The sequence below is a fragment of the Galbibacter pacificus genome (assembly GCF_029603165.1).
GTDB classification, from domain to species: domain Bacteria; phylum Bacteroidota; class Bacteroidia; order Flavobacteriales; family Flavobacteriaceae; genus Galbibacter; species Galbibacter pacificus.
In genome coordinates this window covers 226,802-240,660 of record NZ_JAQSVC010000002.1, presented here as the reverse complement: position 1 = coordinate 240,660, position 13,859 = coordinate 226,802, and the positions used below count along the sequence as shown (strand labels likewise).

Annotated in this window: 13 protein-coding genes; 7 read left to right on the top strand and 6 right to left on the bottom strand. The window is 38.3% G+C overall.

The features are described 5' to 3' along the window. Nucleotides 1-169: 169 nt before the first annotated feature. The 4 genes from PSF86_RS05575 (at nt 170) to dnaN (ending at nt 4,681) form a co-directional block, all read left to right on the top strand. Nucleotides 170-997, top strand: coding sequence for an SAM hydrolase/SAM-dependent halogenase family protein (locus PSF86_RS05575; protein ID WP_277899070.1), 828 nt, complete (start codon nt 170-172; stop codon nt 995-997). A 115-nt stretch (nt 998-1,112) separates the two neighbouring features. Next, nucleotides 1,113-1,820, top strand: a complete 708-nt coding sequence (gldF, locus tag PSF86_RS05570; protein ID WP_277899069.1) for a gliding motility-associated ABC transporter permease subunit GldF — start codon at nt 1,113-1,115, stop codon at nt 1,818-1,820. 5 nt (nt 1,821-1,825) lie between these two features. Continuing rightward, entirely contained in the window at nt 1,826-3,490 is a 1,665-nt protein-coding gene (gene gldG / locus PSF86_RS05565) for a gliding motility-associated ABC transporter substrate-binding protein GldG (RefSeq protein WP_277899068.1), read from the top strand. Between the two features lie 72 nt (nt 3,491-3,562). Beyond that, nucleotides 3,563-4,681, top strand: coding sequence for a DNA polymerase III subunit beta (gene dnaN, locus PSF86_RS05560; protein WP_277899067.1), 1,119 nt, complete (start codon nt 3,563-3,565; stop codon nt 4,679-4,681). A gap of 105 nt (nt 4,682-4,786) precedes the next feature. On the opposite strand, the gene PSF86_RS05555 is transcribed toward dnaN, so the two are convergent. Further along, on the bottom strand, nt 4,787-5,128 hold the full coding sequence (locus tag PSF86_RS05555; protein WP_277899066.1) for a DUF4870 domain-containing protein: 342 nt from the start codon (nt 5,126-5,128) through the stop codon (nt 4,787-4,789). Nucleotides 5,129-5,317: 189 nt separating this feature from the next. Beyond that, complete coding sequence (locus tag PSF86_RS05550; RefSeq protein WP_277899065.1) at nt 5,318-5,812, bottom strand: Dps family protein; 495 nt, start codon at nt 5,810-5,812, stop codon at nt 5,318-5,320. A gap of 159 nt (nt 5,813-5,971) precedes the next feature. On the opposite strand from PSF86_RS05550, the gene mnmE reads away from it, so the two are divergent. The 3 genes from mnmE (at nt 5,972) to PSF86_RS05535 (ending at nt 9,265) form a co-directional block, all read left to right on the top strand. After that, a complete protein-coding gene (mnmE, locus tag PSF86_RS05545; protein WP_277899064.1) occupies nt 5,972-7,396 on the top strand; it encodes a tRNA uridine-5-carboxymethylaminomethyl(34) synthesis GTPase MnmE in 1,425 nt (474 codons plus the stop codon). 184 nt (nt 7,397-7,580) lie between these two features. Then, nucleotides 7,581-8,704, top strand: a protein-coding gene (locus PSF86_RS05540; protein WP_407933309.1) for an IS3 family transposase whose coding sequence is annotated in 2 segments (ribosomal slippage) — nt 7,581-7,833 and nt 7,833-8,704 — 1,125 coding nt in all. Because the reading frame shifts where the segments join, the coding sequence is not laid out codon by codon here. Continuing rightward, nucleotides 8,705-9,265, top strand: coding sequence for a porin family protein (locus tag PSF86_RS05535; protein ID WP_338424024.1), 561 nt, complete (start codon nt 8,705-8,707; stop codon nt 9,263-9,265). Nucleotides 9,266-9,806: 541 nt separating this feature from the next. On the opposite strand, the gene PSF86_RS05530 is transcribed toward PSF86_RS05535, so the two are convergent. The 4 genes from PSF86_RS05530 to PSF86_RS05515 all read right to left on the bottom strand — a co-directional run bounded on the left by PSF86_RS05530 (nt 9,807) and on the right by PSF86_RS05515 (nt 13,856). Next, nucleotides 9,807-10,325, bottom strand: coding sequence for a DUF1772 domain-containing protein (locus PSF86_RS05530; RefSeq protein WP_277899062.1), 519 nt, complete (start codon nt 10,323-10,325; stop codon nt 9,807-9,809). Beyond that, nucleotides 10,322-10,567, bottom strand: a complete 246-nt coding sequence (locus PSF86_RS05525) for a hypothetical protein (protein WP_277899061.1) — start codon at nt 10,565-10,567, stop codon at nt 10,322-10,324. Before PSF86_RS05525 ends, PSF86_RS05530 begins: the two co-directional genes overlap by 4 nt. Nucleotides 10,568-10,801: 234 nt before the next feature. Then, nucleotides 10,802-11,461 (bottom strand): hypothetical protein, encoded by a 660-nt coding sequence (locus PSF86_RS05520; RefSeq protein WP_277899060.1) that lies wholly within the window; start codon nt 11,459-11,461, stop codon nt 10,802-10,804. A gap of 37 nt (nt 11,462-11,498) precedes the next feature. Continuing rightward, nucleotides 11,499-13,856: a TonB-dependent receptor gene (locus PSF86_RS05515; protein WP_277899059.1), complete on the bottom strand. Its 2,358-nt coding sequence runs from the start codon at nt 13,854-13,856 to the stop codon at nt 11,499-11,501. Nucleotides 13,857-13,859 lie beyond the last annotated feature (3 nt).

The window sequence follows — 13,859 nt, the reverse complement described above, 5'->3', positions numbered from 1 at the left end:
ATTTATCTTGATATACACGTATAAAAAGTACGTATTAAAATGGAAAAATCTATTACTTTTTAGTAGGTTTGTGCTAAACAAATACACAAACCTTAATTTGTTACCATTTCTAACAAACTTAAGCAAAAAAACACTTTCTTAAATTAAAAAAATATCAACATTTTAATAAATGGCTATAATTACATTAACTACAGATTTTGGTGAGCGGGATCACTTTGTAGGTGCCATTAAAGGTTTTATCCTTAGCGAAATAGATAATGCCACGATTGTTGATATCTCTCATCTGGTTAGCCCATTTAACATTATGGAGGCGGCTTATATTTTAAAAAACGCCTATAAAACCTTCCCTAAGGGAAGTATTCATATTATTGGGGTCGACTCCGAGCTAACGCCCATTAACAAGCATATGGCCGTGCTTATTGACGGGCATTATTTTATTGGCGCCGATAACGGAATTTTATCTTTCCTTGCCAGTGAGATAAACCCCGAAAAAATGGTGGAAATAAATATTCACGACCGCATTGAAAGTGTTTTTCCCGTGCTGGACGTCTTTGTAAAGGTTGCAGGCCATATTTCTCGTGGCGGCACCTTGGAAGTTATAGGGAAATCCATTACAAAGCTGAAAATGCTAAAAGACCTCTCCCCCATTATCAATAACGAAGAAACCCAAATTACGGGCAGCGTGATATATGTAGACAATTACGGAAATGTAATTACCAACATTCCCATGCAATTGTTTGAAAGGTATAAAAGAGGTAGGAATTTTGAATTATGGGCACGCAACCATAAATTCACCGAAATATACAGGAAATATAGTGAAGCCGTAAATTTCGACAAGGAAAACCCCAATAACAAAGATGGCGAAAAATTAGCTATTTTTAACTCGGCAAATTTAATAGAGCTTGCCATCTATAGAAGCAATTTAGATACGGTGGGAGGTGCTTCAACTTTATTGGGCCTAAAATATAGGGATACGGTAACCGTTAATTTTACGTAAAGTTAATGGTTAATGGTTAATGGTTAATGGTTAATGGTTAATGGTTAATGGTTAATGGTTAAATGTAAAAGAATAACGCTGAACAACAAACAATAAACAATGAGCAACGAAATAAATGACAGCAATAATTAAGAGGGAAATCAGCAGTTTTTTTTCATCGCCCATAGCCTATTTGGTTATAGGCCTGTTTTTGGTGCTTAACGGTTTGTTTCTGTGGGTTTTTAAAGGCGATTTTAATATAATTGAAAGTGGTTTTGCAGATATGAATCCGTTTTTTCAACTAGCGCCATGGATTCTTTTGTTTTTAATTCCGGCAGTTACCATGAAAAGTTTTTCTGAAGAAAAAAAAGCGGGAACGTTGGAATTGTTGCTCACACGCCCCATAAGCAAAACACAAATTGTTATGGGGAAATTTATTGGCACATACCTGCTCGTTGTTATTGCCTTGGTGCCAACATTACTTTATGTGCTTACCATCTGGAACCTGGCCGATCCCGTGGGCAATATAGACATGGGAAGCATAGCAGGTTCTTACTTTGGACTTTTATTTTTAATTGCGAGCTACACCGCCATTGGCATTTTTATGTCTTCTCTTACCGACAACCAAATAGTGGCTTTTATTGCGGCCGTACTGGTTTGTTTTTTGTTTTTTTATGGTTTTTCTGGATTTTCGGGGCTGGGCAATCTTTCGTTTATGGAGAAATTCAGTTTAAAATATCATTTTGATAGCATTGGAAGGGGTGTAATAGACTTTCGGGACGTAATTTACTTCGTGAGCATTTCGTTCTTCTTTTTAGTAGTAACCATTTTTAAATTGAAGTAATTATTTTGATTTCAACTAAAAAAAACAGCGGAAAAATTATCTTAATAATTCTAGTTCTCCTCGGAATTAATTTCCTGGCATCATTTATGGTTTTGCGGTGGGACCTAACAAAAAATAAACGCTACACCTTATCTGAAGCATCAAAGCAAACCGTAGAAAGTGTTGATGAAGCAATAATTATAGATGTTTTGCTTAATGGCGATATGCCACCGGAATTTAAGCGTCTACAAACAGAAACAAAACAGCTGCTGGAAGAATTTACGGCAGTTAACAACCATATCCGGATAAATTTTGTAAATCCAATGGATACCGGTGCCCCCAAAGAACAAACAATCCAATCGTTGCAAGAATTGGGCCTTACCCCGGTCACGGTAACCATTGAAGAAGGAAACAGCATGTCCCGCGAACTTATATTTCCCTGGGCTTTGGTAAACATGGGCAAAAAAACCGTAAAGGTATCGCTCCTTCAAAATAAATTGGGTACCAATAGCGAACAGCGCATCAACAATTCGGTGCAACAACTGGAATATACATTTGCCGATGCCTTTAAGCAATTAACCATTCAGCAAAAAAAGAAAATAGCAATATTAAAGGGCAATAACGAAATGCCCGACAAATATTTGGTAGACTATTTAATAAGTCTCCGTAATTATTACCAATTGGGTCAATTTAACCTAGACTCGCTTAAAAACCAGCCCCAGAAAGTACTGGAAAACCTTAATCGTTTTGATGCTGCCATTATTGCCAAGCCTACCGAAGCGTTTACCGATAACGAGAAATATATTTTAGACCAATATGTCATGAATGGCGGGAAGACCCTGTGGTTGCTCGATGCCGTTGTAGCCGATCTGGACAGCCTTCAAAATGAAAAATTTACATCGTTTGCCATTCCCCGTAACCTTGGGTTGGACGCTATGCTCTTTCGCTATGGTGTACGTATTAACAAATCGCTGGTCCAAGACCTTATTTCAACACCGGTAACGGTTACCAACGAAAATGGGGATATTCCCATAAACTGGTTTTACTCGCCAATGGTGGCACCGCCAAACAATCACCCCATAAACAAAAGCCTAAATGTAGTAAAGTTGGAATTTGCCAGCCCGATAGATACTTTGCCCAATGATATTAAAAAGACAATACTTTTAAAAAGTTCTCCGCAATCTAAAGTGGTCGGGGTTCCTACAATGTACAGCCTGGATGAATTTGACACGCAACAGCACATAGAAACTTTTAACGACGGAAACAAAGCCTTAGGCGTTCTTCTCGAAGGAAAATTTGTTTCGGCATTTAAAAACAGGGTCAAACCTTTTAAACTTGCCCAGAACAGAGATGCTGATGCCAAAGAAAATAAAATAATCGTAATCTCGGATGGCGATATTGCAAACTACAATTATGTAAACAAAAAGCCATTAATTAACGGTGTGGATAAATGGACCAAACAAGTTTACGGAAATAAAGAATTCCTGCTAAATAGCATAAACTACCTTTTGGACGACAACGGACTTATAAACATTCGGTCCAAGGAGATTGCCCTCGCTTTTTTGAACAAACAAAAAACCCACGAACAAAAAACCTTCTGGAAGGCTATAAACATTGGTGTTCCCATAGTTTTAATCCTTTTGTTTGGTGTTGTTTTCTATTATTTTAAAAGGAAAAAATACACGGTTTAAATGTTGATAAGTTATTTTCTGTAAAAAAATCAATTAAGATATCTTTGTAAGTGTTAGAAAATTGAGAATTCAATGAAATTTATAGTATCAAGTTCATATTTATTAAAACAACTTCAAGTATTGGGCGGCGTTATTAACAATAGCAACACACTGCCTATTCTTGATAATTTTTTATTTGAATTAAACAACAATAAACTTACCGTTTCGGCATCCGATCTGGAAACTACTATGAGCGCAGTCCTGGAAGTAGACTCAGAATCTGAAGGGAACGTTGCGGTTCCTGCAAAATTGTTGCTGGACACCTTAAAAACATTTCCCGAGCAGCCGCTTACATTTGTAATAGAAAACAACAATACTATTGAAATAAGCTCCAACCACGGTAAATATGCCCTGGCATATGCAGACGGGGCCGAGTTTCCCAATTCGGTAGAATTGGCAGATGCCAGCTCGACCACCATTCTTGGGGATATTTTGGCTACGGCCATCAGCAAGACTATTTTTGCATCGGGTAACGACGACCTCCGTCCGGTAATGAGCGGGATTTTCTTTCAATTTTCTCCGGAAAACCTAACATTTGTAGCAACCGATGCCCATAAATTGGTAAAATACCAACGTAATGACGTTACAGCATCACAAGTTGCTGAATTTATCATGCCAAAAAAGCCGTTAAATCTTTTAAAAGGAATCCTGGCAGGAAGTGAAAGCGATGTTACAATTGATTATAACGAAAGTAACGCCAAGTTTACTTTTGATAACATAGAATTGGTTTGTAGGCTAATTGATGGAAAATACCCTAATTACGAAGCGGTAATCCCGAAGGAAAACCCAAACAAGTTAACCATAGACCGTTCTCAATTTTTTGGTTCGGTAAGGAGGGTTTCCATTTTCTCAAACAAGACCACGCACCAAATACGGCTAAAAATTGCCGGGGCCGAATTGAATATTTCGGCAGAAGATATAGATTACAGCAATAAGGCAGAAGAACGTTTAACTTGCGATTATCAAGGTGACGATATGGAAATTGGTTTTAATTCCAGGTTCCTGAACGAAATGTTGAACAACTTAGCTTCAGACAATGTTTCGCTTGAAATGAGCCTGCCTAACAGAGCCGGAATTTTAACCCCCGTTGATGGGCTGGACGAAGGCGAACATGTTACCATGCTCGTAATGCCGGTAATGCTTAACAATTAAGCCTAGAAAAGCAACTAACTAATTATATATTTATAAACCCCGTCTAAATTGTGTGTTAATTTAGAACGGGGTTTTTATATTTTATGTCCTTTCCTTCTTTCTTTGCTATTTTAAAATAGACAGACTAAGTGGGTAATTTGCTTCTTGCCCATTGGAAACACGGATGGCATTCACTATTGGAAAAACAAAAGCCATAATACCGATAACTATCAATGCCAATATCCCGAAGCCAAAAAACAATATAAGCGGAATGCTTAAAACCGAATAGATAAGGATACTTAATTGAAAGTTAATAATAGATTTTCCATGATGGTCCATGTCTATTACGTTTTCCTTATTAACGAGCCATAAAATCAACGGAACGATAAGTCCGCCGAACCCGGTAACATAATCTAATAACTGACTTAAATGTGTAAAGACTAATAATTGGTTGTCTGATCTTTGCATAACTGATTTCTTGATTGATGGTTTATACAAATAAGACGAACCAATTGTAGTTTTGTTACAAAAAATAATGTATTCTCCCCACCATACTATAAAAGAAAAAAGACCCATAACTTGATTAATTTTTCAATTTATGAGTCTTTTTGTATGTATTTCAATCCGCCTAAAACGGGATCGGTATATTATTTATGACTAAGAAGATTTTTTAACTCCCTCGCTTGTTTTCATCCTCCATGCATCCAACATCCAAGAAGTTTTTTCAAGTTCCCTTATGTATGCACCTATTAAATCTATGGTACCTTCGTCGTCTCCTGCTTCGGCAGTTTTAACCACTTTGCGCATTTGTTTAAGGATGGTTCCATGATCTTTCAATAAAATTTCGATCATTTCAATATCGGTCTTATCACTACTGGATTCTTTTAAATTTGAAATCTCAAGGTATTTCGATAAGTTACTAACCGGTTGGTGCCTTAATGTCAAGATGCGCTCTGCAATTTCATCTACCTTAAGTTTGGCATCGTTGTATAGTTCTTCAAATTTTTCGTGCAGATCGAAAAAGTTTTTTCCAAAAATATTCCAGTGAAAATTTCTTAATTTTTGGTAATACACATGATAATCTGATAATAAAACATTCAGTTCAAAAACTGTTTTTTCGGTTTTACCGTTATCTAAATCTAAATAGCTCATTCTTTTTTTGATTTTTAATTTATATCCTAAATATACAAAAATGCTGGCCGAAAAAGGGCTTTTTAACAAGGTTTAACTCTCAATGTTAAGCATATTAATAAGTATATATTTACAATCCATCTTACTTTAAGTATTTGTATTTTTGTTCAAAATAAATGTATGAAGCTTCAGGACACAATTTTAGCATTGGCTACCCCGGCCGGTGCAGGCGCCATTGCAGTAATTAGGATCTCGGGAAAAGATGCCATTGACATAACAACTCCTTTTTTTAAATCGGTAAGCGGGAAAAAGCTTTCCGAACAAAAATCGCATACCATACATTTAGGCCATATTATCGAAGCTAAAAAAACGCTTGACGAAGTACTGGTCTCTATTTTTAAGGGGCCAAACTCGTATACAGGCGAAAATGTAATCGAGATTTCATGCCACGGCTCGCCTTTTATACAGCAGGAAATATTACAGTTATTTTTAAGGAACGGATGCAGGATGGCCAATGCAGGCGAATTTACCTTGCGCGCCTTTTTAAACGGCAAATTGGATTTAAGCCAGGCCGAAGCAGTTGCCGATTTGATTGCCTCAGACAATGAGGCAAGCCACCAAATAGCCATGCAGCAAATGCGGGGAGGGTTTAGCGGCGAAATAAAAAAATTACGGGAAGAACTCCTCAACTTTGCCTCCTTGATTGAGCTGGAACTCGATTTTGCCGAAGAAGATGTAGAATTTGCAAACCGAACCGAATTTAAAGCCCTCTTGGATAAAATACAGCTTGTGTTAAAACGCCTGATAGATTCTTTTGCCGTGGGGAATGTAATTAAAAACGGAATCCCGGTGGCGATAGTCGGGGAGCCCAACGTGGGGAAATCTACCCTGTTAAATGCCCTGCTCAACGAAGAACGTGCCATTGTAAGCGATATTGCCGGGACAACAAGAGATACCATTGAAGACGAGATAAGTATTGGCGGCATTGGGTTTCGCTTTATAGACACCGCAGGGATCAGGGACACCAAAGATGTGGTCGAGACCATTGGAATTAAAAAAACATTTGAAAAAATAGAACAATCGCAAGTAGTTGTATACTTAATAGACAGCTTAAAACTTGCCCAGGACAAATCTGAAATAAAAAACATCCGGGTTGAGCTTGAAAAAATAAAGAACAAATTCCCGCAAAAGCCATTGGTGATCATTGCCAATAAAACAGACCAAATACCCGATACGTTAAAACAATTTATTGAAAGTGAAATAAACGACATTCCCGGCCATAACGATAAAACAAAAGCTTTGCTCCTAGCTGCCAAGACCGGTTTGGGCGTAGAAGAACTAAAAACCATCCTCCTAAACTTTGTAAATACCGGAGCATTAAGGAACAATGAGACCATTATTACCAATTCCCGGCATTACGACTCTCTACTGAAGGCTTTACAGGAAATAGACAAAGTCCAAGAAGGCGTTGCCCATGAAATTTCCAGCGACCTTTTGGCAATAGACATCCGTCAGGCAATCTATCATTTTGGCGAGATAACGGGCGAAATTACAACCGATGATTTATTAGGAAATATTTTTGCTAATTTCTGTATCGGGAAATAGACAGAGATTTTATTTGATTCCATTCATCACTAAAACATTGTAAATCAAATGATTGTTGATAACTTATTAAATCTTATTTTCTCTTAATATAGCTATTTTTTGACCTCCTCCCATTAAATCGGACTGATAAAAACTAGAGTATTTCTGGCAAATAAATGTTTAACTTTAAATAAATTATTTGCTTATGAAACGATCAAAATATACCGAGTCGCAGATTGTATTTGCGATAAAACAGGTTGAGACTGGAACACGTCTTTCTGAGGTCTGTCGCAAGATGGGAATCAGCGAGGCTACCTTTTACAATTGGAAGAAAAAATACGGTGGTCTGGGTGTCTCTGAACTGAGAAGGCTTAAAAACTTGGAGGAGGAGAATGCGCAGCTTAAAAAGCTTGTAGCTGATTTAAGTCTTGACAAGCAGATTCTTCAGGACGTACTTAAAAAAAAGTTCTGAGGCCGTCTCGAAAACGGGAGATGGTCAGCAATATTCGTATGGAATATAATATTTCCATCAACCGTTGTGTACGCCTAATATTGCTGCACAAAAGCGTTTTTTATTGTACACCCAAAGAACGTGGAGATGAATTGCTGCGTATGAGAATGAAAGAAATAGCAGCAACACGGGTACGCTATGGGTTTTGGAGGATCTATATCTTGCTTCGCCGGGAAGGCTTTATGGATAATCATAAACGCGTTTATAGAGTGTATTGCGAAGAAGGTTTAAACCTCAGATCTAAGAGACCTAAAAGAAGTCGGTGTGCAGCCCATAGACAGCCTGCTCTTGGTAATGCCTCTAGTTTACATGAGTGCTGGAGTATGGATTTTGTGACAGATCAACTCTACGACGGAAGCCGTTTCAGGGCCTTAACTGTAGTAGATAATTATAGTCGTAAATGTTTAGCTATATATGCAGGAAAATCCCTTAAAGGAAGTGATGTTGTTGGGGTGATGGATAATTTAGTTACTAGTGCAAGAGTTTATCCTAAACGTATAAAGGTAGATAATAGAAGTGAATTTATCAGTAAAGTATTGGATAAATGGGCTTATGAAAACAATGTTGAATTATACTTCTCAAGACCCGGAAAACCTACTGATAATCCATTTATAGAAAGCTTCAATGAATCTTTCAGAGATGAATGTTTAAATACAAACTGGTTCTTCTCTTGGGAAGATGCTCAAGAAAAGTTCGATATTTGGAGGGAAGACTATAACGGGTTTAGACCACACAGCTCATTGGGTGACATGTCACCCAATGAGTACATTGAAATCAATGAAAATAGCCCAGATTCTCTAGTTATGACCAGTACCTAAATATGGGAGGAGGTCATATGCACCACATTTTTTATAAGTTTTTCTAGTCATGCACAATTTCATCTTGGAGCAAAAGCAGGTGCCAATTTAACTAAATTGGATGGTCAGTCCTTTAACGATAAATTTGAACTTGGATATCAATTGGGAGGATTTGTTTACTATAACCTGAACGACTTTTTAGGTTTACAAATGGAAGTTTTTTTTAACCAAACCAACACAGAGATTGCTGATAGTTATTCGGATATAATCGATCAATCCTTTGAAAATGATAAAAAACTAAATTATGTGAGTGTACCTCTTTTACTCAGACTTAATACAGATGGACTTTTAACCATTAGTGCAGGACCACAATTTAGCTTTATGATGAATGAAAATGTTTTAAATAATGGTAAAAAATTATTTAAGGACTCTGATTTTGCAGCGATAGTTGGAGCAGAATTAAATTTGTTTCCCATAATAATTTACGGTCGATATACTTGGGGTTTTGCAGATATTAGTGATTTCGGAGGGGATGTGAAAAGCCAGCAAATCCAATTAGGAGTAGCTTTTCGGTTTTTTTAGTCATCAAGATAGTTTCTCCATTCGTATAAAATATTGATTGAACATCATCTCTTTAATCTCTATAAATTTGCTGGTATTTTTTTTTGAAATCATTAGCTAATCTATATAATCTTTTTTCCAACAATTCCTTTTGAATGGATTGAAGCCTTCTAACTCTTTTTATCCTTCCTATCGCAAAGGCAGCAATATACTCTCCCTCTTTAACCACAACTAGCTTGCACTTCCCTAATTTGTATATGAAGCCTTTTACATATCGGTCTCCCATAAGAAAAGTAGGGCATTTGGTAAGCGATGACCTTTCCGGAGAGCCACAAAAGCCAAATCAAAACATTTGGCGGTTTCACAAATACGCCCGAACTTTGGTTTAAGTACTATTCTACCCTATTTTTTATACATTTTTGGCCATAGCAGTTTCCGTTACGCTTGACACGATTCCTTTTCATTCCGTTTCTCCTATAATCTTCATATACAAATTTTATAGTTTAGAGAGATTTTGCTTTACACTTATTGGAGGAAATTGTTCAGTTGAAAACCTTTGTTATCAAATATTGATATTAAACTGCCTGATTTTATAATAGGAGTCAAGGCCCTTGAATGAAAATAAAATTCCCGTTAATCCGAGAAACGATCGAAGCCAATTCATGTTCTGCCATTCTACCAACACCTTTTTTATTTGATCCATATGCTGTTCGATTGGTTTTGATGTAAATAAAATTAGGTCGCGAGGAACAAAGTAAAAAATAGTTAAGGCAAAAATAATAGCATAAAATAAAAAGGAAATTACAAAATAATAACGAAGACGAATTGAATCTTTCCAAAACAACACGATTGTAAGCGAAATCAATAATTGATTTATTGGGGCAATAATCTGAAAAAAATTTCTTGGGTCGACGATTTTATAATAATCCCTCGCAGTTTGGATGGAGGTAGGCAAATCTCCGCCCCAACTTTTGGAATCAACTATTGTATTATAAATTGTTACCATAAAAAGCCCAGATGCAAAAATTATGGATAGGTAGAGGACTGTTACTTTAACATTGACAAATTTTTTCGTTTTCATGACATCATTTTTTTATATGTTGCAATTATGGTTAAAATAAGGGCAAGGAATTGCAGGACATTCCGGACCATCGGGGAACGGTACCAGAAGTTTACCCTTCCAATCAATTCATCGGTCTTTGAGACATCCACGGAGATATTCATAAAAGCAATAACTTCCCATGGAAAATAGGCTGCTTTGGAAATGATGATTACTGGGTAGGCGACCCCTGTAATAATAAGATAATTTTTTGCTTCAACCAAACACAAATTGGTAATTAACGACACAAAAAATAACAACTGTACGGGGATCCAAAACTTTTTATAAGCCTTGGCCTGTTGGCGGATTACTTCAAATGAAGCGGATGGATCTGCAAACTAATCGGGCATGTTATAGTTAGTAATACTCATAGATTCCAAAGATTACGATGATCAGCAACATGACGGTCGCTACTACTAAGAAATAATTTGAAGTTATAGTTTTCATTGTATTTTTTATTAGTGCTTATCGTACGCCTTTAAAATTGCCTCGCATTCTGATTTTCCCCAATGGGGGTCGGTATTGGAATCGGGCTCCTTGTCCAGTAGTTCCAAAGCGGTTTGCGCCAGCTCTTTTCCTTTCTCTTTGTCGCCACCCCACATTTTGGGGGTATAGAACTTTACCCAGGCATCCAAATAGGTAGCCCTAGGATTTTCGGGATAAAGTTTTTCTGCCATGTCCTGGAACTTTTGCGATATAGGACCGAATTTTCTTCCGTTGACCATTGGATTTATGAATACCTTGGCCCGGTTCATCATGGAGGTTACCACATAGACTTCGGATAAAGCTTTTTTCTGGGTGGACGCATCCAGAAATGATTCCGCCTTTTTGATCTGTTGTTCGGACAGTTTGGCGAAGGGTTCTATTTTATCCGGATTCTCCTGATAGAGCCAACCGATCTTTGCATTGCAGAATGCAGCATAGTAAGAAGCTTTCCAATCCGCTTTTGGCGAATTAGCCAACCTTATGAAATCATTGGCCAATATCTGGTATTCATCCACGGATTTGGCCCTGTCCAACTTTACTACTCTTTCCGCAAGCTGTTGACCATAATCTTGTGAAAATGTGATGAACTGTGCAAATGCAACGGCTACGAATGTTAAAATGATCTTTTTCATGATTATTGAATTTTAAAAGGTTACTAAATATTTCTATCTATAGATTATTGTCAATAAAATCTTGGGTCCTGTCAATACCAAAGGTTATGAAGATTCCGCCAAAGAACGATCGTGGAGCGGGTAAGGTTGTGGGTACCTTGTTTGTTCCATCTGCACTGTAGTCATACCCAAAAACCTGTTTGATTCCCAAAACATTGTTTACACCAAAGGCAATGACTGTAAAATCTTTGTGTTTCCAATTTTTGAATAGGGAGGTCATATAGGAAATGCTCAGGTTTAATGAGTGGTACGATTTTGCCGTGCCTTGGTCCAAAATCTCGGTGGCATCCGTACCGTGGGTGTAGCCGAAGTTGTAATAAGGCCTTCCGGTAGCGAAATAATAGGCCGCATTGACACTCGTATTGATGCCTTCAAAAAACCGTTTTGCAACCACGGAGGCCGTATGTGGCGTACTAAACTCCGGATGTAGGGAAGTCGGATAGTCCAGATAGTTTCGTTTGGTATCCAAATAGGTATACGAAATCCAGTAATCCAGACCCCTGATGGTCTTTTTATCGCGGTAAAATAGTTCAATGCCTTTGGCATACCCTTCCCCGTTATTGAACAGTTTGGGTACGGTTTTTATCAGATCGTTGTATTTTTTGTAGAATACCTCTGCACGGAACCATCGCATGTTTGCCTTACGGGTGTAATTAAGGATGTAGTGGGATGCCTTGGTGTATTCCAATTTCTTATAATCATCCAATGAAACATCGTATTCGATTCCATTATTCCTGCTCATAAGCAGTTCCCCATAATCCGGTTTTTGGTAGAATAGGCCATATGCCAGGTTTACCTGTCCACCATTGTTGAACCGATAAGCCAGACTTACACGTGGAGCAAAGTTTGAAATATCCAACAGCGATGAACGTTCGTAACGTACCCCGGCACGGGCAGCAATGTTCGGTGCGATGGAAATATCGGCCTCGGCAAACGCCGCCGTTTCATTGCCGCTTAGGGAGGTCAGGGTGTCGTTGGTGCTGTATTTGTTGTTTTCATAAAATAGCTCCGCACCGAGTTTCAAGGAATGGTTGCCTAAGAATCGGGTAACAACGGCCTTGGTATTGGCAAAATTGGTCTTGGTGGTTAAGTTTGTGTTTTTATGTGCGTAGGGTTCCCCAGTAAGGAATACCTGTTCGTTGTCATGGTTCAACAACTTTCGGGTCATGATATCGTTATTATAATTGTATGTAGTCCCCAAATCTATTTTCCAATCCTCGTTAAAAAATTCGCGATAGCTTAGGTTGCCATACCCATTTTTTCCCTCTACCTGAAAGCTTGATTTTAGGTTGGGATCATCAATGTCAAGGTTGCGAAAACCGATGTTGTTGTAATTGACGACACCATAGAATTTCAATAGTCCCGTTTCGCTGGTTTTTATCCTAAAATTCCCATCCGCGGTTGCGTATTCGGGCCCGTGGAAATAATCAGGTTTTTGTTCGATGATATCCGAATACCATGCAAGGTTCACATAACGTGCACTGGCCCCATAGCTGGACTTGTTGTTCTTGGCCAAATGATCAAAACCGGCCGTGCCGACAATGGGCGAAATACCGATGAGGGCGGAAGATTTTTCGGGTAGGTCCATACTTTCCAAGATGAGGGCCCCGCTAAGCGCATCGCCGTACAGGGCGGAATATCCACCTGAACTAAAGGTAATGCCCTTAAAGAGGAAGGGAGAGAGCCTTGCCGGCTGAATGATTCCAGGTACGGAAGAGAAATTGGGGTTTTTAAACAGGGTACCGTCGATAAACTGTTTCGCTTCGTCTCCGGACCCCCCACGGATAAATAGGCCTTCCTGTTCGCCAACCTGTTGGGCTCCGGGCAGGGCTTTTATGGCGTTTGCAACATCCCCATTGCTCCCTGCAGTCGTAACCACATCGATTCGGTTCATATGAGTGCCTTTGGCCTTATCGCCAGCCGCAAAACTACCGGCAGATAAAATAACTTCGCCTAATTGGGAGGCATCGATCTTTAAAACAATATCAAGTTTTATTGGCGATTTGTCCAAATCGATTTCGGATTCATAATTTTGATATCCCATGGAGGACACGACCAACTTTTTTATTCCTCTTTCGGAAGTATCAAAGGAAAATATTCCCAAGGTATCGGTCGATGCCCCGTTCATTGTTCCTTCCAAATACACGTTGGCAAAGGAGACGGGAATACCGTTATTCTCATGTACCTTGCCCTCGACAGTCGCTTGCGAATTTGCCCCTACTGTGGAGAGGAAAAGAACTCCCAATAATAAATTTTGTTTTGTAATTACAGTTTGTATCCCAGACTTCATTGACAAATAAATAGTTCGTAAAATTCCGTTTGCCTTTTTAAGATATACTGCGCTTGTTACCTTCATGTT

What these genes read in the sequence shown, in the direction of transcription:
- PSF86_RS05575 (WP_277899070.1), top strand. Translation starts at nt 170, where the DNA reads ATGGCTATAATTACATTAACTACAGATTTTGGTGAGCGGGATCACTTT.
- gldF (WP_277899069.1), top strand. Translation starts at nt 1,113, where the DNA reads ATGACAGCAATAATTAAGAGGGAAATCAGCAGTTTTTTTTCATCGCCC.
- dnaN (WP_277899067.1), top strand. Translation starts at nt 3,563, where the DNA reads ATGAAATTTATAGTATCAAGTTCATATTTATTAAAACAACTTCAAGTA.
- PSF86_RS05555 (WP_277899066.1), bottom strand. Translation starts at nt 5,128, where the DNA reads ATGCAAAGATCAGACAACCAATTATTAGTCTTTACACATTTAAGTCAG.
- PSF86_RS05550 (WP_277899065.1), bottom strand. Translation starts at nt 5,812, where the DNA reads ATGAGCTATTTAGATTTAGATAACGGTAAAACCGAAAAAACAGTTTTT.
- mnmE (WP_277899064.1), top strand. Translation starts at nt 5,972, where the DNA reads ATGAAGCTTCAGGACACAATTTTAGCATTGGCTACCCCGGCCGGTGCA.
- PSF86_RS05530 (WP_277899062.1), bottom strand. Translation starts at nt 10,325, where the DNA reads ATGAAAACGAAAAAATTTGTCAATGTTAAAGTAACAGTCCTCTACCTA.
- PSF86_RS05520 (WP_277899060.1), bottom strand. Translation starts at nt 11,461, where the DNA reads ATGAAAAAGATCATTTTAACATTCGTAGCCGTTGCATTTGCACAGTTC.
- PSF86_RS05515 (WP_277899059.1), bottom strand. Translation starts at nt 13,856, where the DNA reads ATGAAGGTAACAAGCGCAGTATATCTTAAAAAGGCAAACGGAATTTTA.